Raw genomic sequence first — 25212 nt, 5'->3', positions numbered from 1 at the left:
GGAAGGTATCGAGCCATGGTAGAGATACATACAGATTCATTAGAGTATGAAATAGATCCTTTTGATCCCAAAGAACAGGAACGGCATCTTAAAAACCTCGGTCTTGACAGAAAAAGTCTTGGGAAACTTCGGGATAGTTATATTGGTCGGGTTCCAGAATCAGAGAGAACTATTTCCGTTAAATTTGCTTGGCATGAATTGTGGTCAAAGGTGAGCTGCTATTTTACAAAAGATGAGCTGAAAAAAGTCGGTGAAGCCTTGGTGGTAGCCGCAGAGGCTCATGGAGAGCAGAAGAGATCCACAGGGGATCCTTATATTGTTCATAGCATCAACGTCGCGTCGATTTTAGCTGACATGCAGCTAGATCTGGTAACCCTCCAGGCCGCATTACTTCATGATGTTCTTGAAGATACAGCCCTTTCTGCAGAGAAAATAGGAAGCAGCTTCGGTAGTGAAGTGCTCACACTTGTGGATGGCGTAACAAAATTAGGGAAACTCCCCTTCAAGTCTTTTGAAGACTATCAAGCAGAAAATCTGAGAAAAATGTTTCTTGTCATGGCCAAAGATATTCGTGTAGTCCTCATTAAGTTAGCAGATAGGTTGCATAATATGAGGACTCTTGGGGCTTTGCGTCGAGATAAACAGCTTCGAATAGCTCGCGAAACATTAGAGATATATGCTCCTCTCGCTCATCGCTTGGGAATCTATCAAGTGAAGAGAGGGTTGGAAGACCTAGCTTTTAAGTATGCAGATCCTGATATGTATTATGAAATTCGACGGCGAGTTCGTAAAAAACTGCCGGAACGAGAAGATATTATTAAGAAAGCCATCGAAATATTGCAAGAACGGCTTAAACAAGAGAGTATCCACTTTAAAGTGAAGGGAAGAGCCAAACACTTTTACAGCATTTATGAAAAAATGAATAGGAAAAAACTTTCTGTAGAGCAACTTTATGACCTCCTTGCTCTAAGAGTTATTGTAGATGATGTGGCTTCTTGTTATACGGTATTGGGGATAGTCCATACTATATGGAAGCCCATTCCTGGCCAGTTTGATGATTATATCGCCAACCCGAAGTCGAATATGTATCAGTCTCTTCACACCACTGTTGTAGGGCCTACTGGAGAGCCTCTGGAAGTTCAAATAAGAACAGACGAAATGAATAGCCTTGCGGAATACGGTATTGCTGCTCATTGGCGATATAAAGAGGGAAGTGTAGGACTGGATGAATTGGATGCTCGCCTTACATGGATTCGACAAGCTTTAGAGGGAGATCATGAGGGGGGACCTTCTGAATTTCTTGAACGACTCAAAGAGGATGTTCTCACGTCAGATGTTTTTGTTTTTACGCCTCAAGGGAAAGTAGTTTCTTTGCCCAAGGGGTCTTCCCCTATTGATTTTGCTTACGCTATTCATACGCAAGTAGGAAACCGATGTGTAGGCGCTATGGTTAATAATAGGATTGTTTCTCTTTCTTACGAATTAAGAAATGGCGATATTGTTAAAATTATTACATCTCCTCAAGGTGTCCCTTCTCGAGACTGGTTGAAAATGGCCAGGAGTGGTAAGGCTAAAAGTAAAATCCGGTCTTTTTTCCGTCAACAGGAGAAAGTAGAAAAGCAAGAGAAGATGCAGCGGGGGCACGAACTTCTGGAGCGAGAGTTGAAACGTAGGGCAGTAGAAGAGATAAGTCCTGTATTAGGAGATATGATCCCTCGCCTGAATAAAATATCTCGAGACATTGGGCATGCGAATGGAGAAGATATTTTAGTGGCTTTGGGGAGTGGCTCTTTGAATGTGTCTACTGTCATTCAAAAATTATTAGGCAAAGCACAAGCTCCTCTTTTAGAAATCCCAGAGGAACCTTTAACGGGTATAAAAAAGACAGACTCCGATATTATTGTGGAAGGGGCAGAGGGAGTACAAGTTGTGATAGCGAATTGTTGTTTGCCTGTTCCGGGAGACGAAATTGCAGGGTACTCTACTCGAACACGAGGAATTACCGTTCATCGAAAGGATTGCCCTAATTTGAATGATGCGAGCGAATCTCGGCTCATCCAGGTGTCGTGGGGAGCGGGAACGTTAGGGAATCGTTATACGACGCGACTTAAATTAGAGGGAATGGATCGTGCTGGGCTTTTTACTGATGTGGGACAAGCCATAATGGCTTGTGACGGGAGTATTGTGGGTATAAAAGCCCATGTAGTAGGCGGGACCCTCGCTCGAATGAAAATAGAGATACGAGTTCGTGACGTAGAACATCTTTATGCTGTTGTTGCCAAGCTGAATGGGGTAAAAAATGTTATAGAAGTAAAGCGGGGGTGACAGAAAAGTGAGAGCAATCGTACAGAGAGTCTCATCGGCTTTTGTAGCTGTAGAGGACCAGCAAGTTGGGGCTATTGATAAGGGGCTCCTTGTTTTGCTGGGAGTAACTGGAACTGATAGTGATGTTGATGCAGAGTGGCTTGTAGATAAAATTATTCACTTGAGAATTTTTGAAGATGAAGAAGAGAAACTCAATCGATCCCTTCTTGATGTTGGCGGGGAGCTTCTTGTTGTATCTCAGTTTACTTTATATGGGAATTGCCGAAAAGGAAGACGACCTTCTTTTGTAGATGCGGCGAATCCGGAACTGGCGAAGAGGCTTTATGAAAAATTTATAGCACTGGCGCAAGAAAAAAATGTGCCGGTACAAACAGGTGTTTTCCAGGCGCATATGATGGTTCATCTCGTTAATGATGGGCCAGTTACCCTTATTATTGATACACCGGAGGGAGCGTAAATGGAATATAAACGATTTCCCCTCGGCCCTTTATGGACGAATGGATATCTTTTCTACGATAGTCAAGGGAAGGGCTTTTTTGTCGATCCAGGTGGGGATCCTGCCGATGTATTGACCTTCTTAGACGAACATTCAATACGACTTGAATGGATCCTTTTAACTCATGCGCACATTGACCATATTGGAGGTATTCCAGAGCTGGCACCACTGGCTTCTCTCGGAGTTGCCCTTTCTAAGAACGACTCTGAATTGTTACGAAACCCAGATTTAAATCTTTCCCATTGGATGGGCCTTGATTTTCCTGGCTGGGAACCTGCAAAACTTTTAAGTGATGAAGATGAGCTTAACATTGGAGAGTTTATAGTAAAAGTAATAGCCACCCCAGGCCATACGCCAGGGAGCGTGTGTTATCTCATCTCTTTAGGTGAAGAGCAGCTTCTAGTATCAGGAGATACTCTTTTTGCCCGAAGTGTAGGGCGAACAGATTTACCGGGAGGAGATGGGAGACAGTTAACCTCTTCCCTTAAGAAACTTGTGACATTGCCTGATGGAATGTTAGTTCTTCCTGGTCATGGTCCAGAAACAACGATAGGGCAGGAACGGGAAGCAAATCCTTTCTGGCCGAAAGGGTTACAGTAGGAGTGAAGTTAAAATATTTGCCACCATCGGAACGTCCTCGAGAAAGACTTTTCCGAAAGGGTGTGTCGGTTCTTTCTCATGTTGAAATTTTAGCAGTATTGCTTCGCACAGGCAGTGGGGGGAAAGATGTTTTAGAACTTTCGGCGGAACTCCTCCATGTTTTTGGAGATATTAAGGGGCTATCTCGTGCTTCTGTTTCGGAGCTCATTAATATCCAGGGAATGGGACGAGCTAAAGTAGCAGTCCTTATAGCCGCTTTTGAGCTTGCGAAAAGGTTATTAGCTTGTGATGTGGAAGCCTCTCAGGAACGTAAAGAGTGGGAGAAAGATCTTCATCTTCTATGCCATGCTCTTTCAGGAGAGGATAGGGAGTTCATAATTTCTCTTTTTCTTGATGGAAAAGGAGGCGTGATTTCCCAGGAAAGAGTATCATATGGGGGAATTGGCGGAGCCTTTCTTGATGTAAAGTATTTATTTCGACAGGCCGTACGGCTTAATGCAAAAGGGATGGTTATGGTGCATAATCATCCCGGTGGAGTTCTAAAGCCAAGTCGAGAAGATATTCTTTTAACAGAATATGTGGAACAACAACTAGAACTGCTTAGTATTCATTTAGTGGGGCATTTTATAGCAGTGGGAGGGGAATTCGTAAAAGTCCCCTCAAGGCATACCGTATGAAGGTGGGGAGTGTACAAGTGTTTAGATTTCTTTCGGGCGTGTTTGGTACCGATGTGGGCATTGACCTAGGAACTGCCAATATCGTTGTATATGTGAAAGGGAAAGGTATTGTTATCAACGAACCTTCTGCTGTTGCCATTCGTAAAAAGACGAAGGGTGGCGGTAATATTGAAGTCATAGCTGTAGGTGGCGAAGCAAAAGCTATGGCCGGGAAGACTCCTACTGGCGTATATACCATTTGGCCTATGCAGGATGGTGTTATCGCCAATTTTGAAATGACGGAGGAACTTATTCGCCATTGCCTTAGAAAAGCAACGGGTGGAAATATGGTTCTCTCCCACCCCCGGGTCGTTATTTCCGTTCCAGCGGAAGTAACAGAGGTAGAGAGAAAAGCTGTAATAGATGCAACGTTAGGTGCTGGGGCCCGAGAAGCCTACGTTGTGGATGAGCCTGTTGCCGCAGCTCTTGGCGTGGGGCTTCCTATAAAAGAACCTCGAGGAAGTATGATTCTCGACATAGGCGGAGGAACGAGCGAAGTAGCGGTTCTCTCTTTAGGTGGAATAGTGGTAACGAACTCTCTTCGTACGGCGGGGAGAGATATGGATGAGGCTATTATCGCCATGCTTCGTCAAAAATATGCTCTTCTTATTGGCGAGACTACTGCTGAAGAAGTAAAAATCGAGATAGGCTCAGCTCTTCCGTTGGAGAGCGAGTTAGAGATGGCTGTGAAGGGCCGGGATCTAGCTGACGGTCTTCCCAAAGCAGATGCAGTGACTTCTTCTGAGGTACGCGAAGCTCTTGAACCCATCGTTCGTCGAATTGAAGATATGGTTAAAGTTGCATTAGAACAAACACCGCCAGAGTTATCTAAAGATATAGTAGACCAAGGCATTATTTTGTCAGGTGGAATTTCTTTGCTGAGAGGGTTGTCTCAAAGACTCTCCAGGTCTCTTAGTACGCCAGTTATTGTAGCGGAAGACCCTTTATTTGCTGTTGCACGTGGAGTGGGGAAAATTCTTGAAAATCTTGATGATATGAAGAAGGTTCTTCTCTCTGTAGAAAAAGGAGCTCAATAGCTCCTTTTAGGAGCTTTGACTATGCGGAGGCCTCTAAAAGGTAACAATTTTAGTGGGGAATTAATTCATGGATTAATAGCTATTGCTATAAGCCTCTTGCTTTTGGCTTTTGCCCCTCGTGCAGGAGAGGTATACAGAATTCCAGCAGACGCGGTGGGTAAGTTTCTCTATTATCCTGAATACCCGGCGGTTTTCTTAAATGCTACTTTTAGAAAGCTCTCCCTCTGGTTTACAGAGCGAGCGTCTCTTATTTTCCAAATTCAATCTCTTTCTCGAGAAAACTGGTTATTAAAGGTTGCGGCTGGTCAACGTAAGGTTGCAGAGGAAATTATTGTGTTAGACTCCTCAATAGTAAATACGAGAGTAACATTGCGATCCCCAGAGAACTGGTGGACAGAAATTCGGTTGAACAAAGGACAAGAAAATGGGTTAAAACCAGGGCTTCCAATGCTCCAAGATGGTTATCTTATAGGACGTCTTTCCAGAGTTGAATCAGGGTACTCTTGGGGGGACCTTATTACTTCTCCTTCTCTTCTTATCCCTGTAGTTGTAGATCAAACTCGAGATCTAGGAGTAGTGACAGGAGATGGGCAGGGGAGTGTTTGGCTTCAATATGTTCCTGAAGGTCGTTTTATTGAAAAAGGAATGACAGTGAGTACTGCTCTTGTCAGTGAGAGTCTGCCTCCAGGTCTTCCCATAGGAATGGTTACAGGTGAGACGAGACGTCTTTCAGGAGATGTAGATGCTTATAAAATACAGCCAGGGGGAGATTTTGTCCGTCTTTACACTGTGGAAATACTAACAGAGGAGAAGAAAAAACCGTGATGACCTATTTCATATCGTGGTATATCCAAGATTTCCTTCGAGTTTTTTCTTCGGGACATTTTCTGGTTCCAGAGATATTTCTTCTTGCACTTCTCTATATTGCTCTTGTAGACGAAGAAAAAGGAGTATTATCTTTTTGGATCGGCTTTATTGGAGGACTTCTATGGGATCTTCGATGGCCAGGTGTTCCAGGTCTTTCTTCTGGTGTTTATGTGTTTTCAGTTTTGATAGTGCGCTGGGTATGGTTTTCTCTTCCATCCCCTGGCCGAACAGTACCCGTCTTTGGCTTGCTTCTTTGGAGTGGACATTTGCTTATAACTTTTATTCGGCTTCTTATGTGGGGGCTTCGAGAACAAGAGATATTGAAGACTTTTGTGGTACAACAGGCGGTTCTTATCCCGATGGTAATGTTAGCCTGTCTTCTATATGCATGGAGGATGAACCAAGACGATGTCTAATGTTCGTGGTGACATCGATAAGAGGCTCCGTATCTGGAGAGTCGTAATGCTCTGCGTCATGGGTGGATTGGTGATAGCTCTTTATTTTTTTCAGATCATTCACGCAGACACCTATGTAAAGCTTGCGGCAGGAAATAGACTCCGATTTATTCGACTAGCCCCATCGCGAGGGAATATTTTCGATAGAAATGGAGCTCCTCTCGCTATAAACATACGTACATTCGATATTATGGGATATCCTCTTGATTTTGAAAATGAAGATTTAGCCATGCGTACTTCAGCTATTTTTCGTAAACATGGGATTCCTCTTTTGCCAGAAGAAATTACTGCTGCTGTGAAGCGGCAATATTGGGCTCCTTATAGAGTTGTACGCATTGTTTCAAATCTTACCTTAACTCAAATGGCTGAACTTTTGGCGGATCCGGAATTCCCTTCCCAACTTTTCCCAGTTCCAGTATGGCGTAGGATCTATCCTTCCGGAGCTCTCACAGCAAATGTGACAGGGTATGTAAGTGAAATAAGTGAAGAAGAACTCCATGTAAAACGAGAAGGAGATTATGTTGGTGGAGATTTGGTTGGTAAGTCTGGCATAGAATATACATATGAAAATATACTTCGTGGTTCTCCTGGAGTGGAAGCGATAGAGGTAGATGCTCGAGGAAGGCGGATTCAGGAGATAGATTTCAGGCCTCCACAAAAGGGGGAAAACCTCTATCTGACCTTAGACCTTGGTGCACAACGGTTGGCTTCTGACCTTATGAAAGGATTACGAGGTGCGGTAGTTGCTCTCGATGTTCATACTGGAGCAGTGCTCGTTCTTTACACTGCCCCCTCATACGATAACAATCCATTGGCTTGGGGAGTTTCGGCTCGAGAATGGAAATCTCTTCTCAACGACCCAGAACGGCCGATGATGGATAGATCTATTGCAGGAGTTTATCCGCCTGCGTCTACTTTTAAATCATTAGTTGCGCTGGCAGCTCTTTCTGAAGGAGAGATAACCGCTAAAACTACTTACTTCTGTGGAGGAGCTTTTCAATTGGGGCGTCGCACGTTCCGATGTTGGAAACGAACAGGACATGGAACTTTGAATATGAAGGAAGCATTGAAAAATTCTTGCGATATATTTTTTTATCAGGTAGGCATAAAAGTTGGGATTGACAACCTTACCAAGTGGGGGCAAAAGCTTGGAGTGGGGGAACTTACCGGAATAGACATTCCTGGCGAGCTTTCTGGAAACAGAGCTGGACGAGAGTGGAAAGAAGCGGTCGTGAAAGAGTCGTGGTACAAGGGAGATACTGTAAATTATTCTATAGGGCAAGGATATTTGCTTATGACCCCCATCCAGCTTGCTAGAATGTACGCTGTTTTTGCTAATGGAGGGAAGCTCGTAACCCCATATTTAAATGAAAAAAGTGCTGTAGTTCCTAAAGATTTACAGATTTCGAGTAGCTATTTGAAGCTGGTCAACGATGGATTACAAGATGTTGTGAAGCGTGGAACTGGTTGGCGGGCTGGTACTTTTAGTGTGTCAGTAGCAGGTAAAACTGGAACAGCTCAAAATGCCCATGGGGCAGATCATGCCCTTTTTGTAGGGTATGCTCCTGCGGATAAACCTCAGTATGTGGTGGCTGTTGTTGTAGAAGCAGGAGAACATGGTAGTTCTGTAGCAGCCCCCATATCGGGGGAAGTTTTGGCTTATCTTGTAGAACGCCAGTCTCAGAGCATACCTCGACAATAAAGGAGGAGGGGGCCATGGAGACTTTTCATACGCCGATACAACTTAAAGGGACAGGAGGAGGTTTGCGTCTTTTTATTCCAGAGGAACTAGCTGAAGAAGAGATTATGTTGGAGCTGGAAAGAATCTCTAAAGAAGCCGGCGCCATACTGGGGTTACAGGTTATTCTTGATTTCCAGGGGCGCAAGCTTAGTCAGAGTCTTGTCGGGAAAATCGTTACGGACTTTATTTGGGCGCGAAAAGTAGTGGTCTCATCGTGGATTACATATGACGTTGAGAGTCAGAATCTTTTGCGTTCCGTAGGAATCTCTATAGGAGAGCCGACAAAAGATTTCTTTCCACGAAAAGGGAAAAATTGTGATACTCTTTTCTTGGTGCGTTCTCTTCGATCCGGCCAGAGAATAGAGCATGGCGGAGATGTAATTATCATAGGGCATGTCAATGATGGTGCAGAAGTTATTGCATCTGGAAATATTTGTATATGGGGACGATTAAAAGGCCTTGCTCATGCAGGTAGTGATGGCGATGAAGGGCAAAGTATAATTGTAGGAGATTTTCAGGCGAAGCAGGTGCGTCTCGGTCATAAAGTTGGGAGTTATCTGGATAGTTCAATGGAATGGTGGGGACGCTCAGTACTAGTTTCATTAGAAAAAGACTCGTTATTTGTGCGGGAATTAAAGATATAACTCACTTTCGGAATGGAGGGATCCCCGTGGAGCCTCGTGTTATTGTTGTAACGTCAGGGAAAGGCGGTGTTGGTAAAACAACAACTACGGCTAATGTCTCTTTTGCGCTGGCGAAGGAGGGCTATAAAGTAGTAGCAGTCGACGCTGATATCGGGCTCAGGAATCTCGATGTTGTTATGGGCTTGGAAAATAGAGTTGTTTATAATTTTATTGATGTGATTGAAGGAACTTGTCGTCTTCCTCAAGCTCTTATTCGGGATAAGAGAGTTGATAATCTCTTCCTTCTTCCTGCTGCTCAGACTCGTACCAAAGATGCCGTCAACCCTGAGCAAATGATAGAACTTTGTAACATGTTAAAAAAAGAAGATTTTGATTTTATTCTCCTTGATAGTCCTGCAGGAATAGAAGGTGGCTTTAAAAATGCAGCGGCTGGGGCTACAGAAGCGTTGGTAGTGACCACTCCAGAGGTCCCTTCTGTTCGTGATGCAGATCGTATTATTGGTCTCCTTGAATCTATGGGGAAAAATCCTATTCGACTTGTTATAAACCGCGTAAAGGCGAATATGGTTCGAGAAGGGGAAATGCTTGACGTACAAGATGTCCTTGATGTACTCGCTGTGGAATTGATAGGCATCGTTCCTGATGACGATAGTGTGGTGAAGTCTGCAAATAGAGGGGAACCTCTCACATATGGAGATTCATCTCCTGCAGCGCAGGCTTTTCGAAATATTGCCAGCAGGCTACTTGGTAATGATGTCCCTTTCATGAAGCTAGAGAGCCAGGAAGGATTAGGATTTTTCTCCGGCCTCAAAAAGTTATTGGGCTTCTAGGTAGCCGGGAAGAGAGGACGATATGATGGGAATACTGCAAAAGCTGTTTGGCCGGCAAGGCTCAAAGAAAGCTGCGAAAGAGCGGCTTCAGATTGTTTTGATTCATGATCGAACCGATATTTCCCCAATGTTAATGGAGGAGCTGCGGAAAGATATGATCGATGTCCTTTCCAAATATATGGAAATTGATGCGGAGAACATCGAAATGGATCTTGATAAAGCAGATCACTCTGTAGCTTTTGTAGCAAATATACCAGTTGTGCGTATTAAGAGAAGAGCATAAACAAAAGGGTATGGACGACAAAAAATTAACTTTTAAAGAGTTTTGGGAACATGCGGATACACTGCTTTTGGTTTCGGTAGTTATGCTTTTTGTTCTTGGCGTTCTTTCAATATACAGTGCTGAAATGAGCGTAAGTCGTAGGTCTGGGGGCTTTGCTCTTCGACAGATTGTTTGGGGTCTTATTTCTTCTGGTGTTTTCTTTGTAGTAGTCAAAATAGGGTATCGACGTTTACTTCGTTGGGCATACCCTATTTATTGGTTATCAATAGTCTTGTTGTTGATAGTGCTTCTTATGGGGCTTACGGTGAAAGGTGCACAGAGCTGGTTGAGTGTAGGCCCATTGCGCCTACAACCTGCTGAAGTCGGTAAAATAGCTTTAGCTCTTGTCCTTTCAAAGCACCTTTGTCGCTACCCCCCAACCACCGCTTCTCGATATATAGGTGGATTGGGGATTGCTGCTATTTCAGGTCTATTGATATTCGTGCAGCCAGATTTAGGGAGTACCATAGTATATGGTCTTATGGTTTTCGTTTCTCTTATTGTGGCTGGAGCGCCTAAACGTTATACTTTAACCCTTTCAGGGGTAGGAATGATGCTGCTCCCTGTAGGATGTTTTTTTTTAAAGGAGTATCAAAAGAAAAGGCTTCTTGTTTTTATAAATCCAGCTTTAGATCCTTTAGGAGCAGGCTATAACGTTATTCAATCACGTATTGCCGTTGGATCTGGGGGGCTGTTGGGGAAGGGGTTTCTTCAAGGTCTCCAGAGCAAATTGCGTTTTTTACCTGAACCTCATACGGATTTTATATTTAGCGTTTATGCAGAAGAGTTTGGATTTGTAGGAGCTCTTTTGGTCATAACGCTCTTTTGTCTTGTCTTTTGGAAGATAATCGATGCAGGACTTCGATGTAAAGATATACGTGGAAAGGTTCTCGTTGCAGCTCTTTCTGCATGGATATGGTTTCAAGTTGTTGAAAGTATAGGGATGAGCATGGGCCTTCTTCCCGTAACGGGGCTTCCCCTCCCTTTTTTAAGTTATGGAGGCAGCTCTCTTCTTGCAGTGACAGTGGCCGTAGCTCTTGTTGTAAGTGTATATCTTTCAACAATTAAAGATTATGAATAGATTTCTGCGGGGAGGAATTTTATGAAATTCCCGGAATTTGATGATGAGCTGTGGCCTTTATTGGCCCAGACTTCACGCCCCTCTCGATATGCGGGGTGCGAGTGGGGGCCTGTGGCTCCCAAGAAGGGGGGAAAGGGCGATCTCGTGCGATTTTGCCTTGCATTCCCTGATGTTTATGAAATAGGAATGAGTTATGTAGGATTCCAAATTCTTTATAGTCTTCTAAAAAAACAGCCTCTTGCCGACGTAGAACGGGCCTATTGTCCATGGGTGGATATGGAGCACTTGTTGCGTAGCCATAAACTCCCCTTGGGGTCTATCGAGACGGATAGACCTCTTTCTGCTTTTGATGCTGTGGGTTTTACTCTTCAATATGAGTTGAGTTTTACGAATATTTTAACCATGTTGAACTTAGGCGGCGTTCCTTTCTACTCAGAGGAAAGAAAAGAACAAGACCCAATAATTTTTGCTGGAGGGCCGGGGGCTTTAACACCAGAACCTATCGCTCCTTTCATAGACGCTTTTTGTCTTGGAGCGGGGGAAATCTTACTTCCTAAAATGGTGGCCGTTCTGTCTGAAACGAAGGGGATGAAACGATCTCAACGTCTTGAGACGTTGGCTCATATAAAAGGAATTTATGTTCCGTCCCTTGTAAATGCCCATCAGGATGGAGATGCTGTCCATTTTTCTTCAGCGTTATCTCTCCCGATCAAACGCCAAATAGTGGAAGATTTTCGAGGTTCTTTTTATCCAGAGGAACTTATTGTCCCTACAGCTAATGTGGTTCATGATCGAGTTCCCATCGAAATTTTTCGTGGGTGTTCTCGTGGGTGCCGTTTTTGCCAGGCTGGGATTATTTATCGTCCCGTGAGGGAACGGACGGTAGAAGAAATTGTGAATTTGGTTTCTAACTTGACAAACACCTCTGGTTGGGAAGAGGTGGGGCTTATTTCCCTTGCTTCCTGTGATTTTTCTGGCTTAACAGAGCTTCTTCAGAAGATCGAGCCAATAGTCAATGGTAAAGGGATCAAAGTCAGCTTGCCAAGTCTCAGAATGGATAGATTTTCTGTAGATTTAGCGGCTTCTCTTGAGGTCATGCGCCGTGGAGGACTGACTTTTGCTCCTGAAGCAGGAACGCAGAGACTTCGAAATGTTATCAATAAAGGAGTGTCTGAGGAGGATATAGAATACGCCCTTAACGCTGCCTTTAGCCATGGATGGGATCGCGTGAAGCTCTATTTTATGATGGGGTTACCTACCGAAACGGAACAAGATCTCGATGGTATCGTGGATATTGCCCTTCACGCACTCTCCATCGGGAAATCATGGAAGAGAAGAACAAATATAGCAGTGTCTGTAGCAGGTTTTGTCCCGAAAGCCCATACCCCATTCCAGTGGGAACCTCAAAATTCTATAGAAGAACTACGGCAGAAAGGACAATATTTGAAAAGTAAGATCTATAACCGAAGAATCTCTCTTAAATATCATGAGCCGGAACAAAGCTTCTTAGAAGGTGTTTTTGCCCGTGGAGATCGGCGTTTAGCCTCAGTTATTGCTTTAGCATGGGAGAAAGGGGCTCGTTTTGACGGATGGAGTGAGACCTTTTCTCTCCAGCGTTGGTTCGAGGCTTTTGAGGAGAAGGGAATAGATCCTAGCTCCTTTAATTTGCGATCTCGCGAAGAGAAAGAAGGTTTCCCTTGGGACCATATAGATACAGGGGTATCCCGCGATTTCCTTTGGAGGGAACGAGAAAAGGCCATACAAGGTCTTTTAACGCCTGATTGTCGCTGGTCTCATTGTCATGGGTGCGGTTGGCAGTCTTATGGCTGTCAATGGTCGCAGGGAGGCGTTCACTAATGTTCCGGGTGAGAATCACTTACTCAAAACGGGGACGAGGGTGTTTTATCTCTCATATCTCTATGCCTCAAACGCTTTATCGAGCAGGAAGAAGGGCAGGTTTGGATTTTGTCCTTACAGAAGGATTTTCTCCCAGACCAAGAGTGAGCTTAGGTCCAGAGCTTCCGGTGGGGATCATAGCTCTTTCGGAACCTGCTGACATTTGGGTGAGGAATTGGAATGATGACTTTTTAGAAAGCTGGAATAAAACTCTTCCATCTGCTTTCACTATTACAGGTGGTGCTATTTACGAAGGACCTTCCATTAGTAAAAGCTGCAATGCTTCAGGATATCTTATAGGTTTTCGTTCCGAAAACTCATTGCCGAAATTAGTACGCCAGCTGGAGGATCAAACTTTTTTTCCAGAGAAACTACTCAACTGGACGCTCTGTTCCCCTTTTGCTGAGTGCGTTTTTTCTGATCCCTACAGCTTAGGCCCGGGCGCTTTAATAAAGGAGTTAGAGCGAATAGGCCTTATACAAGGGTGGGCTGACGTTAAACTTGTACGGACCACTGTGGGAAAATGGAACGAAGGGAATCTTGAACCCCTTGTTTTTCAAAAGAATCCTCCTCGTTTACCAGCTCAATTTATAAGAGGTGAGGGGGTAGTTTAATGACTGATAGAAAGATCGTGGCCAACATCGTCGACCCGGAAGAGATGAGAGTGGCTATTATTGAAAATGGCCGCCTTGTGGATATCTTTATTGAGCGAATGTGGGAGCGACAAAAAACTGGAGAGGTATATAAGGCCCGAGTGGATAGTGTGTTGCCTGGAATACATGCGGCTTTTGTAAATTTAGGCGATGGTAGAAATGCCTTTCTTTACTTAAATGATGCCAAGGGACTCGACCTTAAACCGAATATTGAAGTAGTGGTTCAAGTTGTTAAGGCCGCTCGTAAAAATAAAGGAGCTCGAGTTACAGCAAGGATTTCTCTCCCCGGACGATACCTTGTATTTGTTCCTGAGGGGCAGGAGACGGGGGTTTCAAAACGTATTACAGACGAAGAGGAGCGAAAACGTCTTCGCGCCCTCGCCAAGAAACTGAGAGATGAAGGCAATGGATATGGAGTTATTATTCGTACGGCGGCAGAAGGTGTTGATGAAGAGGTATTAATGCATGAACTTCATAACCTTCAGGATCTTTGGGAGGAAATAAAGCATAACGCTCAGGTACAGTCGGCACCATGCCTTATTTATCGGGATATAGGTCTGGTGGGACGGGTTCTTCGTGACGAGCTTACTGGGGATGTAAGTGAGATTATTATTGATAGCGAAGAAGAGTATGAAAAAGTAAATGATTTCCTCGTGAGGCTTTTGGAAGACAGGGCTCCTGAGGTAGAGCTATATCAGGGGAATACCCCTATTTTTGATTTCTATGGCATAGAGAGAGACCTAGAGACAGCCCTCGATAGAAAAGTGTGGTTAAAATCCGGAGCGTATCTCATCATAGACCATACTGAAGCGCTTACAGTTATAGATGTGAATACAGGGAAATTCGTAGGAGATACGGATCTTCGTCACACAGTCCTCGATACCAACCTGGAGGCGGCAGATGAAATAGCCCGCCAGCTTCGGCTCCGAGCTATCGGTGGTATTGTTGTGATCGACTTTATAGACATGGAATATGAAGAGGATAGACAAAAGCTTCTTAAGCGTCTCGAAGAAGTCTTTCAGAGCGATCGATACCGAGCCAGAATATTTGGAGTTTCCCAGCTTGGTCTCGTAGAGATTACCAGGAAACGGGCTCGTCCCGATGTCCGTTCAGTGATGACCCGAGGTTGCCCCTTTTGTGGTGGATATGGTTGGGTTCTTAAAGAGGATAGCGTCGCTATGCATATCAAGCGCTTTTTACGGAAAGTTGCGCTTTCCAATAAATCAGAAGCCATGCTTCTTGAGGCTCATCCAGCTATTGCCCAATATATAGCAGAAACATATCTTCTTCTTTGGGAGGAAGAGTTTGGGCGAAAAATCTTCATTGCCGGAGCTCCGGAGTTTGCTTGGAGTAAATACAGGTTAGATGTTCAAGGAACGTTGGATCTTGTGGAGCGTAAAGTAGAACAGATGGAGCAGTGGGAGGCAAAAATTCGTGTTTATCGAACGGCTTCGTCTTAAAGGATTTAAAAGTTTTGGAGGAGAGCATGAACTTCTTTTTTCTCCAGGATTCACTGCCATTGTAGGCCCTAATGGCAGTGGCAAGAGTAATATTCTCGATGGGTTGCGCTGGGTCTTAGGAGAAGGGAGCCCTAACCGTCTGAGAATTACCAAACAGAGCGACCTCCTTTTCCAGGGAAGTGTTAGTGTTCCTTCAGCTGGGGAAACTGAGGTCCTTCTCTCTTTGCGAGAAGATCCTCAGATTTGTACTATTAGAAGAGAGTTCTCCCCAGAAAGTGGGACGACTCTTTCTGTTGATGGGGTGCGTATTCGTCTTCAGGACCTTGATGAGATTAAACGTGAATGGCATCTTGAAGGTGAGCAATTTGCCTTTATTGGGCAGGGAGAAGTAGCTGAAGCTATTCGGCAGAGGCCCCTTCAGCGTCGTACAGTTCTTGAAGCGCTCTTTGGTATTGATCGATATAGAAGAAAAAGAGAGGATGCCAGTCAGAAACTTAAATCGGCTACAGATGAGCTAGCGAGGCTTCAAACTCTTGTTTTGGAACTTACAATGCGTCGAGATGAAATTTTACCCTTGGTATCTATAGCTGAAGAAGCCAGGGGGATTCTCCATGAGCTTGAAGGGCGGCGACGGGATTATTATTTTTTGAGGAGAACTTTTCTTGAGAAAGAGATTGTATCTTTACAACATCATGTAAGCAGCGTAGATAGTCGGAAAGCGCAAGCCATAGAGTGGGAAACTCTATGGGAATATGGTCTTCGTTTTTACCAATCGAAAATAGAGGGATTGAAACAAAATAGCCGATCTCTCGGCGAAACTCTCGTTGCGTTGGATTCTCAGAGAGACTCTCTTCATCGGCAATGTTTTGCTGTGGGCCTCTCTGTTAAGGGAGCTCGAGAAAGACTATGCTCTCTGGCTGAAGATACTAAAATATTAGAGGGGAATCTCAAAGAGGTACGAGGCGAAACTGCAGTTACGAAAAAAGCGTATGTTTCGTTTTGTAATGAGCTAAAAGAAAAAGAAGGGGTTATTTCATCTATTTCTGAAGAATTTTCCAAACTGCGTACATCTCTCCATGAGGAAAGAAAACGACGTCAGAAATGCAGAGAAGAAGTGGCTCGTTTGGAAATGGAGAAAAATCGTATAGACGCACGTCTTAAGGCTAGAAAGGCTGCCTTGGAAGGGAGTCTCCGAGAGCGCGATGAGGCAGAAAAAAAGTTGCAAGAGCTTATGAAAGACTTGGAACATAAGCAACGCAAGCTTTTGGATCTCCAGGCCCAGAGAGAAGAAACCTCCGCTCTCCATGCAGAGGTCTACGCCTCTTGCCAGCAGTTAGCCTCTTCTGTAACTTTTGCAAAAAGGAATGTAACCCAACTGGAAAATCAGCTGGAAACTCTTTATGAAAACACGGAACAACGACTTTATCCCGAGCCAGTTCGTGTTGTATTAGCGGCGGGGAAACTAGGAAAATTAAATATAAAGGCTACTCTTGTGGCTGATGCTTTTACGTGTTCCAGTGATTTGGCGTCGCCCCTGGAAGCGTATCTTGGCGGCCGACAGTTCTGGTTGTTGGTTTCAACGCTGGAGGAGGCTCGCGAAGGCATAGAACTTGTAAAGGAACGAAAAGCAGGCCGTGTGACCTTTTTGCCGCTAGAACGATGTTATCCCCGCACACCTGACCGTAATTTTCATTTCTCTGATAAAGGAATTGTAGGATGGGCCGTAGACTTGCTCTCTATAAAAGAACCATGGGACCCGGCAGTGCGGCACCTCCTTGGAGATCTTCTTATAATAGAATCATATGATGTGGGTGTCCAATTAGCCCGTATAGGTGCTTCTTTCCCCATAGTGACTCTTGACGGAGATGTTTTTACTGTCGCAGGAAGTGTGAGCGGTGGTAAATTTCGTCGTTCTGGAGGTGCTATTGAACGGCGCCTTCTTATAGATGAACTGAACAATCATCTCGAAAAGGAACGTCTTGCTCTTAAAAATTTTTCTGCTGAATTACGGGAAGCGGAAAAACGGGAACAAGAAGTTGCTTTTCATAAAACAGGACTTTGCGAACAGGAGCAAGAAATAGAGAAGGAACTTTCAGTACTTATAGCTCGGAAAGACAGCCTCTTCAAAGAAGTACAACGTTTGAAGAGGGAAGAAGACGCATTTAAAAAAGAGGCAGAACAGGATGTAACGTTGTCGGAGCAAATAATCTTTCACTCCGAGGAACTGGAAAAAATGATCCTGGATTTTGGTGATTTACCAGATGAAGCAGATCTGGAACATAAGCTTTCCTCAGCCCAGGCCGAAGCCGCTATAACGAGGGAAAAAGTTCGAGCCCATCACGTCCTTGTAGAACGGATGGATTCGGAGGTGCGGCGCATGGAGCGAACGCTTCTCGATTTGACACAGGAACGGGAGAAGGTATCAGGGGATCTTTTGGTAAATCTCGACAGACTTCAATCTCTTGGAAAAGAGTCGTACCATGTGTGGTCTCGTCGGGGGAATGCGCTAAAAGAAGAGAAGAGAGTGCAAGACGACCTGGTTGTTATAAATAACAAGATAACTTTTTTGGTGCAGCGTCACGCAGATGCCATACAGTTTCGCCAAAATTGTGAAGAACAGCTACGTGATTGCCGTCGGCAGCTTGACAACGTAGAGGGAGAACTCACTCAGATTACCTCTTTGTGGGAAGAAAACTACCCCTATCCAGGGTCTCTTGCTCTTCCTGACGATTTGAGAGACGAAGGATTAGCGGGTGTTAAACGACTAGAGAAGAAACTACGGGAATTGGGAGAGTATGATCTCGGCGTCCTTTCTGAACATGAATCTCTCAATGCGCGGCTTGCCTTTCTTTCTGAACAAATGAAGGATGTACGCGCTGGAATAAAGGAATTGCAGGAAATGATCCAAGATACAGACAGGCGTGTGGGACAAGTGTTTGGAGAGGCTCTTGTCAATACCGATAAGCGATTCAATGCTCTTTTCCAACGACTCTTTGGTGGAGGCGAAGCTCATCTTCAAATGGAAGAGGGCCTCTCCCTGTGGGAAGCCGGGGTTGATATTTATGCTAGACCACCTGGGAAAAAACTACAGAACCTAACGCAGCTTTCTGGGGGGGAACAATCTTTATCGGCGATAGCCCTTCTTTTTGCTACTATGGAAGTGGCTGCTGTCCCTCTCGCAATTTTGGATGAAGTAGATGCCGCTTTGGATGAATATAATTTGCTCCGATTTGTAGATCTTGTTACAGATTATGCAGCGTATATACAGATATTGGCTATGACCCACCGGAGGAGCACTATGGAACGAGCTGATGTCCTTTATGGTGTTACGATGTCGGAACCTGGCCTTTCAAAAGTTATAGGAGTGAGTCTGGACGAATGGAAGGAATAAAAGCAACCTGTGATAATGTCCTTTATGGGGCCTTAAAAGCGTGGCAGCCGGTAGATGGTCCTCGGGTAACGGTGGATACTATTCTATTAGCCTCTTTTGTTCAGGCGAGAAGAAGAGATAACCTCATTGAACTAGGGAGTGCTACGGGTGTCATATCATTGCTTTTGGCCCTTCGTCTTCCTCAAAGCATACGTATAGAGGGACTTGAGATACAGAAAGAACTTGTTGATTTAGCCAAACGCAACGCTCTTGAAAACGAATTGGAGGAGCGTGTGCGTTTTTCTCTTGGAGATCTTCGGGAAGTAAAAAAGATGTATGCGCCTCAGTCTTTTGACGTGGTGGTCACTAACCCCCCTTACGACGAGCCAGCGCGGAGCCGATGGACAAAATCATTCAGTGATGCGACTGCTCGGCAGGGACTTTATTGTTCGTTACTCGATGTAGTGCGGGCGTCTCGGTTCCTCTTAAAGAATCGAGGTCATCTCTATATGATATTTCGAGCTCAACGGGCAGCAGAGCTATTGTGGAATCTTACCCAGAATAATATACTTCCGAAGCGAATTCGTCTGGTTCATCCCCGTCCAGATAAAAAAGCATCTATGATTCTGGTGGATGCGGTGCGGTCTGCCGGGACTGGTGTGACTATAGAACCTCCCCTTTTCATATATGATGAGCAGGGGTATTTCACTCCAGATTTATTAGCGGCGTACCGTTTGCCGGAAGGGAGGGCATAATGCCTCTTTTTGTAGTTCCTACTCCCATAGGAAACTTAGGAGATATAACAATCCGGGCCATTCGAGTACTTCGAGAAGCGGATATTATTGCTTGTGAGGATACTCGAAAAACAGCCGTACTCCTTCAACATTATCACATACGAGTCCCTACGATTTCTTATTATGCCCATAATGAATATAAAAGGGGAGAACAACTGTTAGAACGACTTCGTAAAGGGCAACAAGTCGCCCTTGTTTCCGATGCAGGCACGCCTGGCATTTCGGATCCCGGAGCTATTCTGATTCGTGCAGCGTTGTCCGAAAATATACTGGTGGATGTTTTGCCAGGTCCGACAGCGTTTGTTCCAGCCCTAATTCAATCAGGATTAGGGCCTCATCCTTTTACTTTTTATGGTTTTTTACCAGATAAAGCAGGAGAAAGGCAGAAAGAGCTGGCTCTTTTGAAAGATCATCCTTTCCCTATTATTATCTATCTTTCCCCTCATAAAGCTCAGAAACATTTGCGAGATATATTAAAATCTTTTGGAGATCGCCCGGCAGCTTTAGTTCGGGAAATCAGCAAAATATATCAAGAAGCTCGGAGATCGTCTCTCTCTCTTCTTCTAAAAGGTATAGAGGAAGAGGGGGTTCGTGGAGAACTTGTCCTTATAGTGGATAGGGCTCTATCCGCGCCACTTGATGAAAGTATGTGGCAGGGAAAGGCCCTTGACATGTTGCGCGATGGCATTACATCGAAAGAAGTTGTAGAATTTATAATTCAACATTACTCCGTATCAAAAAATACAGTCAAAGATTGGCTGATTCATAGGGGACAGGACTAAATTGAAAGAAGGAGGAGAAATTATGTCTGAGAAAAACTTTTATATCACGACTCCCATTTATTATGTTAACGATATCCCCCATATAGGACACGCCTATACAACTATAGCTGCTGATGTTATGGCTCGATATCGACGAATGACGGGCTATGATGTTTTCTTCTGTACGGGAACTGACGAGCATGGTCAGAAAATCCAGCAAAGCGCTGAAAAGAAGGGGCTGACAGCGAAAGAGCTGGCAGATAAAACCATGGAAAACTTCCGCAAGCTTTGGGAAGTGCTGAATATTTCAAACGATGACTTTATCCGAACGACAGAGAAACGCCATGAAGTTGTGGTTCAGGCCATATTTAAAAAACTTATGGAACAAGGGGATATTTATAAGGGGACATATGAAGGATGGTATTGTATCCCTTGCGAAACATATGTTCCAGAAAGCAGCATGGGAGAAGATAAGACATGTCCAGACTGTGGGCGTCCTCTTCAGAAAATGGAGGAGGAAAGCTACTTTTTCAGGGCATCAAAATATGCTGATCAGCTTTTAGATTACTATGAGAAAAATCTAAAAGCTATTATGCCTAAAAGCCGGTATAACGAGATAGTCAGTTTTATCAAAAGTGGCCTCCGGGACCAATCTGTTTCTCGCACTACTATCAAGTGGGGCATCCCTCTCCCAGGCGATGAAAAACATGTAGTTTATGTATGGTTTGATGCGTTGATTAACTATCTAACGGCATGTGGTTATATGTCTGATCCTCAAAAACTGGAGAAATATTGGCCCCATGTCCATCACCTTGTTGGAAAAGACATTATTCGATTTCATTGTGTTATTTGGCCCATTATGCTCATTGCGTTGGGGTTGAATCCTCCTGTCTCTGTTTTTGCTCATGGATGGTGGACTGTTGAAGGCGAAAAAATGTCGAAGTCGAAAGGGAATGTTGTGGATCCCTTTGAAATGGTGAAGTGTTATGGCGTGGACCCCTTCCGCTATTTCCTTCTTAGGGAAGTAACGTTTGGTCTTGACGGTGATTTCTCTGAGCAGGCTATGGTACAGCGTATTAATTCAGATTTGGCCAATGACCTTGGGAATTTACTCAATCGAACTCTTCAAATGGTCAAAAACTTTAGAAATGGCGTCATTCCTTCCTATACGTCTTTTAATGCCATGGATGAAGATATAAAGGAGTGTATCGTATCTACCTTTGCTCAAGTAGAGGAACATATGTCTAATTTTGCCTATGATGAAGCTCTAAAAAGCATCTGGGGCCTCATTCGACAAGGGAACAAATATATTGATGAGACTATGCCTTGGAAGCTCGGCAAAGAGGGACCTGAGGAGAGATTAGACACAGTGTTGTTCGTTCTCGCAGAGATTTTGCGAGCTACGGGCTTACTTATCACTCCTGTTATGCCTTATGCTGCTCAAAGACTATGGCAGCAAATGGGGCTTCCTGGAAAGCCAGAAGATCACAGCATTTGTGGTTACGTTTTTGGAGAATTCCCGGCAGGGATTAAAACAGCGAAAGGGGACGTTCTCTTCCCGCGTATTGACTTGGAGAAGTGGAAGAAAGAAAAGGCAGAGCGGGAGGAGAAAAAAAACTCCATGCCCGACCCAGGTAACCATGAAGAGCAAATTTTAATTGATGATTTTACAAAAGTAGAACTGAGAGTAGGGCAAATAGTAGAAGTTGAGGATATCCCTAAAGCGAGAAAGCTATATAAACTTTTAGTCGATCTCGGCTATGAAAAGCGTACTATCGTTTCCGGAATAAAGGAACATTTTACAAAGGAAGAGCTCTTTGGGAAGAGGATCGTTGTAGTGGTGAACCTTAAGCCCGTTAAACTTTGCGGTGTCGAGAGCAGAGGAATGCTTTTGGCTTCAGGCCCCGCTGATAAATCTACGTTGGCTTTGTTGACCCCTGACAAAAATATTCCCTTGGGATGTCGAGTTAGCTAAACGGGAGATAAATGTTTGTATCGGGTTTCTTCTCCTGGAAGAGACCCGATATTTTTTGAATAAGGTGTGGTAGATGTGTCATATTTTGTTGATACTCATTGTCATTTAAATTCAGAGGATTATAAAGAGGATCTCTCTCTCGTAGTCGATAGAGCGTTGGAATCAGGTCTTCGACGCATGCTTGTAGTAGGTGGCGATATTCCCTCTAGCAAAGAGGCTGTACATCTAGCAGAAAAATACAGCGCACAGGGCCTTTTTGCTGCTATTGGCGTCCATCCCCATGATGCAAGTACTATCTCATGGGGCATACCGGAAGAGTTGAAAAGTCTTGCTTGTCACCCGCGAGTATTAGCTATTGGGGAAAGCGGTCTGGATTATTTCTACGATTACTCTCCACGAGATATTCAGCAACAGGTGCTTTTATGGCACATTCAGTGGGCCAAGGAAGTGGACAAACCTCTTATCCTTCATGTAAGAGATGCCTTTCAAGATCTCTTCGCCACTCTGGATCGAAGTGGGAACTCCTTTTTCAAAGGTGTTATACACTGTTTTTCTGGAAATATGGAGGATGGAAAACAAGCATTGGATATGGGGTTTTATCTTTCTTTTGCAGGCCCTGTAACGTATAAAAGAAATCATATTTTAAGAGAAGTTGCAGCATCCATGCCTCTAGATAGACTGTTGTGCGAAACAGATGCCCCCTGGCTTGCCCCCCAGCATCATCGGGGAAAAAGAAATGAGCCATCTCTTGTTACTGAGGTATACGATGTAGTGGCCGAGGCTAGGGGAATAAGTGTGGAAGAACTGAAAAGGGTAGTCTGGCGCAATGCCTATTCCCTCTTTCAATGGGAGGATCAATAAATGTTTACATTTCGAGTACTCGCACAATGCCCGGAAACAGGAGCGAGGGCAGGAGAATTTGAAACCCCCCATGGGGTTATTTGTACCCCTGTTTTTATGCCTGTAGGGACTCAGGCAACTGTAAAAGCTATGGCTCCCTTTGAATTAGAAGCCATAAAAGCGCAAATTATTTTATCTAATACGTACCATCTCTATCTTCGCCCTGGGGCAGATATTGTGGAGGAAGCAGGTGGGCTCCATCGTTTTATGGATTGGCATCACCCTATCTTAACTGATAGTGGCGGATTCCAGGTTTTTTCCCTTGCCACCCTGAATAAAGTGACAGATGAAGGCGTTATTTGCCAATCCCATCTCGACGGAAGTCGCCATGTCATGAATCCCGAATGGTCTATGGATGTGCAACAGAAGCTGGGAAGCGATATAGCCATGTGTTTCGATCAGTGCCTTCACTATCCTTGTACTCGTGAGGAAGCAGAAGCTGCTTTAGCTCGCACGACTCGATGGGCTTATCGTTCTAAAGAAGCCCATCATAGGGTAGATCAAGCCCTTTTTGGCATTGTCCAGGGATCAGTTTATGAAGATTTACGCCGTCAATCTGCTCGAGAGATTACAGCATTGGATTTCCCGGGATATGGCATAGGAGGGCTTTCAGTGGGAGAACCCCATCACGTCATGTATCAAATGCTTGATGTGCTGAAGACAGAAATGCCCTTTAATAAACCTCGTTATCTCATGGGAGTGGGCCATCCTTCCAATCTAGTAGAAGGAGTAGCCAGAGGAGTGGACATGTTTGACTGTGTCTTGCCAACCCGTAATGGCCGTACAGGAACTGTATTTGTTTCTACAGGGAAAATAAACATTAAGAATCAGATTTATGCTCGAGATTTTTCTCCTATTGATCCTCACTGCGACTGTTATGTTTGTCGTCACTTTACTAAGGCATATTTACGCCATCTTTACAAGGCAGGAGAAATATTAGCGGCTCGTTTATGTAGTTGGCATAATCTGAGATTCCTTATACGTCTCATGGAACAGATGAGAGAGTCTATTCTCAACGGAAACTTCCCAGAATTCAGACAACATTTTAATGAAGTTTTCCATGGAGAAGGTGACGAAAATGAAAACTAAAGTCTATTCTGTAGATCGTTGGAATCCTGAGTCTGACATTATAAGTGAGGCTGGGAAAGCTATTCGAGATGGGGCACTTGTCGCTTTCCCTACAGAAACTGTCTACGGCCTTGGTGCTAATGGGCTTGATGATAAGGCTGTTCGAAAAATTTTTGCTGCTAAAGGGAGACCGGTAGATAATCCATTAATTCTTCACTTCGCTTCGCCGGAAGATGTGGAACAGGTTGCTTATGTAAATGAAAGGGCGAAGCTCTTGATGGATATTTTTTGGCCAGGTCCTTTAACTCTCGTATTACCAGTTAAGTCTATAGTGCCTCCTTCTGTTACAGCAGGATTGGGAACTGTAGCGGTTCGTATGCCCTCCCATCCTGTAGCTATGGCTTTTATTAAAGCTGCGGGAGTTCCTATCGCTGCTCCTAGTGCCAATAAAAGTGGACGCCCCAGCCCAACAGAAGCTTCCTCTGTATTAGCCGATTTAGGGGATGCTGTAGATATTATTCTGGATGGTGGAGCTACGGATGTAGGGCTTGAATCTACTGTTATAGATGTAACTGATAAAGTCGTAGTATTGCTACGTGCCGGTGGGATGCCTGTAGAGCGCATAGAAGAGGTAGTTGGGAGAGTGGTACTTCTTCCAGGTGAAGAGAAGAAAAAACGTTCTCCTGGAACGAGATATCGGCACTATGCTCCTTTGATTCCTCTTTATCTTTGGAAGGATGACTGCGATTGGCTTCGTCCTGAAGTGGCAGGGAAGAGGATCGGGTATATAGGGATGAAAGAACCGTTGCATCCAGTAGAAGAAAAGATCCTCTTTAAAACTCCGGAGTATTATGCCCACGGCCTTTTTTCTGCATTTCGTGTATTAGAAGGAAGGAACATCGACATTATAATAGCTGAGTGGCCAGAAGAAGCAGGCATAGGATTGGCTTTGCGAGATCGGCTGAGTCGAGCCGCAGGCCTTGGAAAATAAAGATTAGGCTTGCCAAAGGAGCCTTGCCTTGCTACAATTACCGTCGTAATGATAAAAGCCGGGGTGGCGAAATTGGTATACGCGCTAGATTCAGGTTCTAGTGGGCGCAAGCCTGTCGGGGTTCGAGTCCCCGCCTCGGCACCATATTTTTTAAAGACTTGCATTAAAAGCCTTATAGCGTATATAATAAGGGGCTGCGTTGTGTCGTTGACACAACGCGCCCTTTTTGT

At 44.4% G+C, this 25212-nt stretch carries 22 protein-coding genes and 1 tRNA gene; all 23 read left to right on the top strand.

What is annotated here, in order from left to right; genetic code table 11:
* Positions 1-15 precede the first annotated feature (15 nt).
* The 23 genes from K360_RS0107755 (at position 16) to K360_RS0107640 (ending at position 25126) form a co-directional block, all read left to right on the top strand.
* The gene (locus K360_RS0107755) at positions 16-2325 is read left to right on the top strand and encodes a RelA/SpoT family protein (RefSeq protein WP_024822599.1); all 2310 of its coding nucleotides are present in this window, start codon (positions 16-18) and stop codon (positions 2323-2325) included.
* A gap of 7 nt (positions 2326-2332) precedes the next feature.
* Complete coding sequence (gene dtd / locus K360_RS0107750; protein WP_024822598.1) at positions 2333-2782, top strand: D-aminoacyl-tRNA deacylase; 450 nt, start codon at positions 2333-2335, stop codon at positions 2780-2782.
* Complete coding sequence (locus K360_RS0107745) at positions 2783-3421, top strand: MBL fold metallo-hydrolase (protein WP_024822597.1); 639 nt, start codon at positions 2783-2785, stop codon at positions 3419-3421.
* Positions 3422-3423: 2 nt separating this feature from the next.
* Complete coding sequence (locus tag K360_RS0107740; protein ID WP_024822596.1) at positions 3424-4098, top strand: JAB domain-containing protein; 675 nt, start codon at positions 3424-3426, stop codon at positions 4096-4098.
* Complete coding sequence (mreB, locus tag K360_RS0107735; protein ID WP_051461145.1) at positions 4095-5174, top strand: rod shape-determining protein; 1080 nt, start codon at positions 4095-4097, stop codon at positions 5172-5174. The genes K360_RS0107740 and mreB overlap by 4 nt, the downstream gene beginning before the upstream one ends.
* Positions 5175-5195: 21 nt before the next feature.
* On the top strand, positions 5196-5999 hold the full coding sequence (locus K360_RS11055) for a rod shape-determining protein MreC (RefSeq protein ID WP_024822594.1): 804 nt from the start codon (positions 5196-5198) through the stop codon (positions 5997-5999).
* On the top strand, positions 5996-6457 hold the full coding sequence (locus K360_RS0107725) for a hypothetical protein (RefSeq protein WP_024822593.1): 462 nt from the start codon (positions 5996-5998) through the stop codon (positions 6455-6457). Before K360_RS11055 ends, K360_RS0107725 begins: the two co-directional genes overlap by 4 nt.
* Positions 6450-8198, top strand: a complete 1749-nt coding sequence (mrdA, locus tag K360_RS0107720; protein ID WP_024822592.1) for a penicillin-binding protein 2 — start codon at positions 6450-6452, stop codon at positions 8196-8198. Before K360_RS0107725 ends, mrdA begins: the two co-directional genes overlap by 8 nt.
* A 14-nt stretch (positions 8199-8212) precedes the next feature.
* Complete coding sequence (gene minC / locus K360_RS0107715) at positions 8213-8881, top strand: septum site-determining protein MinC (RefSeq protein WP_024822591.1); 669 nt, start codon at positions 8213-8215, stop codon at positions 8879-8881.
* A 26-nt stretch (positions 8882-8907) separates the two neighbouring features.
* Positions 8908-9711, top strand: a complete 804-nt coding sequence (minD, locus tag K360_RS0107710) for a septum site-determining protein MinD (RefSeq protein ID WP_024822590.1) — start codon at positions 8908-8910, stop codon at positions 9709-9711.
* Between the two features lie 25 nt (positions 9712-9736).
* Positions 9737-9994: a cell division topological specificity factor MinE gene (gene minE, locus K360_RS10720; protein ID WP_034326862.1), complete on the top strand. Its 258-nt coding sequence runs from the start codon at positions 9737-9739 to the stop codon at positions 9992-9994.
* A gap of 10 nt (positions 9995-10004) precedes the next feature.
* Positions 10005-11114 (top strand): rod shape-determining protein RodA, encoded by a 1110-nt coding sequence (rodA, locus tag K360_RS0107700; protein WP_024822589.1) that lies wholly within the window; start codon positions 10005-10007, stop codon positions 11112-11114.
* Positions 11115-11135: 21 nt separating this feature from the next.
* Positions 11136-12971 (top strand): TIGR03960 family B12-binding radical SAM protein, encoded by a 1836-nt coding sequence (locus tag K360_RS0107695; protein ID WP_024822588.1) that lies wholly within the window; start codon positions 11136-11138, stop codon positions 12969-12971.
* Positions 12971-13624 carry a TIGR03936 family radical SAM-associated protein gene (locus tag K360_RS0107690; RefSeq protein WP_024822587.1) on the top strand — a complete coding sequence of 218 codons (654 nt, stop codon included), beginning with the start codon at positions 12971-12973 and terminating at the stop codon, positions 13622-13624. Before K360_RS0107695 ends, K360_RS0107690 begins: the two co-directional genes overlap by 1 nt.
* Positions 13624-15123, top strand: coding sequence for an Rne/Rng family ribonuclease (locus K360_RS0107685; protein WP_024822586.1), 1500 nt, complete (start codon positions 13624-13626; stop codon positions 15121-15123). The genes K360_RS0107690 and K360_RS0107685 overlap by 1 nt, the downstream gene beginning before the upstream one ends.
* Positions 15098-18514 carry a chromosome segregation protein SMC gene (gene smc / locus K360_RS0107675; protein ID WP_051461144.1) on the top strand — a complete coding sequence of 1139 codons (3417 nt, stop codon included), beginning with the start codon at positions 15098-15100 and terminating at the stop codon, positions 18512-18514. Before K360_RS0107685 ends, smc begins: the two co-directional genes overlap by 26 nt.
* Complete coding sequence (locus K360_RS0107670; protein WP_034326860.1) at positions 18502-19248, top strand: tRNA1(Val) (adenine(37)-N6)-methyltransferase; 747 nt, start codon at positions 18502-18504, stop codon at positions 19246-19248. The genes smc and K360_RS0107670 overlap by 13 nt, the downstream gene beginning before the upstream one ends.
* A complete protein-coding gene (gene rsmI, locus K360_RS0107665; protein ID WP_024822582.1) occupies positions 19248-20069 on the top strand; it encodes a 16S rRNA (cytidine(1402)-2'-O)-methyltransferase in 822 nt (273 codons plus the stop codon). Before K360_RS0107670 ends, rsmI begins: the two co-directional genes overlap by 1 nt.
* 22 nt (positions 20070-20091) lie before the next feature.
* Positions 20092-22023, top strand: coding sequence for a methionine--tRNA ligase (gene metG / locus K360_RS0107660; RefSeq protein ID WP_024822581.1), 1932 nt, complete (start codon positions 20092-20094; stop codon positions 22021-22023).
* Between the two features lie 75 nt (positions 22024-22098).
* A complete protein-coding gene (locus K360_RS0107655; protein ID WP_024822580.1) occupies positions 22099-22884 on the top strand; it encodes a TatD family hydrolase in 786 nt (261 codons plus the stop codon).
* A complete protein-coding gene (tgt, locus tag K360_RS0107650) occupies positions 22885-24012 on the top strand; it encodes a tRNA guanosine(34) transglycosylase Tgt (RefSeq protein WP_024822579.1) in 1128 nt (375 codons plus the stop codon).
* On the top strand, positions 24002-24982 hold the full coding sequence (locus K360_RS0107645; protein ID WP_024822578.1) for an L-threonylcarbamoyladenylate synthase: 981 nt from the start codon (positions 24002-24004) through the stop codon (positions 24980-24982). Before tgt ends, K360_RS0107645 begins: the two co-directional genes overlap by 11 nt.
* Before the next feature lie 57 nt (positions 24983-25039).
* Positions 25040-25126 (top strand) — tRNA-Leu (locus K360_RS0107640).
* The last annotated feature ends 86 nt before the right edge of the window (positions 25127-25212 follow it).

Origin of the sequence: Aminobacterium mobile DSM 12262, from assembly GCF_000526395.1 — a bacterium.
Classification (GTDB): domain Bacteria; phylum Synergistota; class Synergistia; order Synergistales; family Aminobacteriaceae; genus Aminobacterium; species Aminobacterium mobile.
The sequence above is the reverse complement of the archived record's forward strand: the minus strand, read 5'-3'. Positions and strand labels throughout refer to the sequence as shown.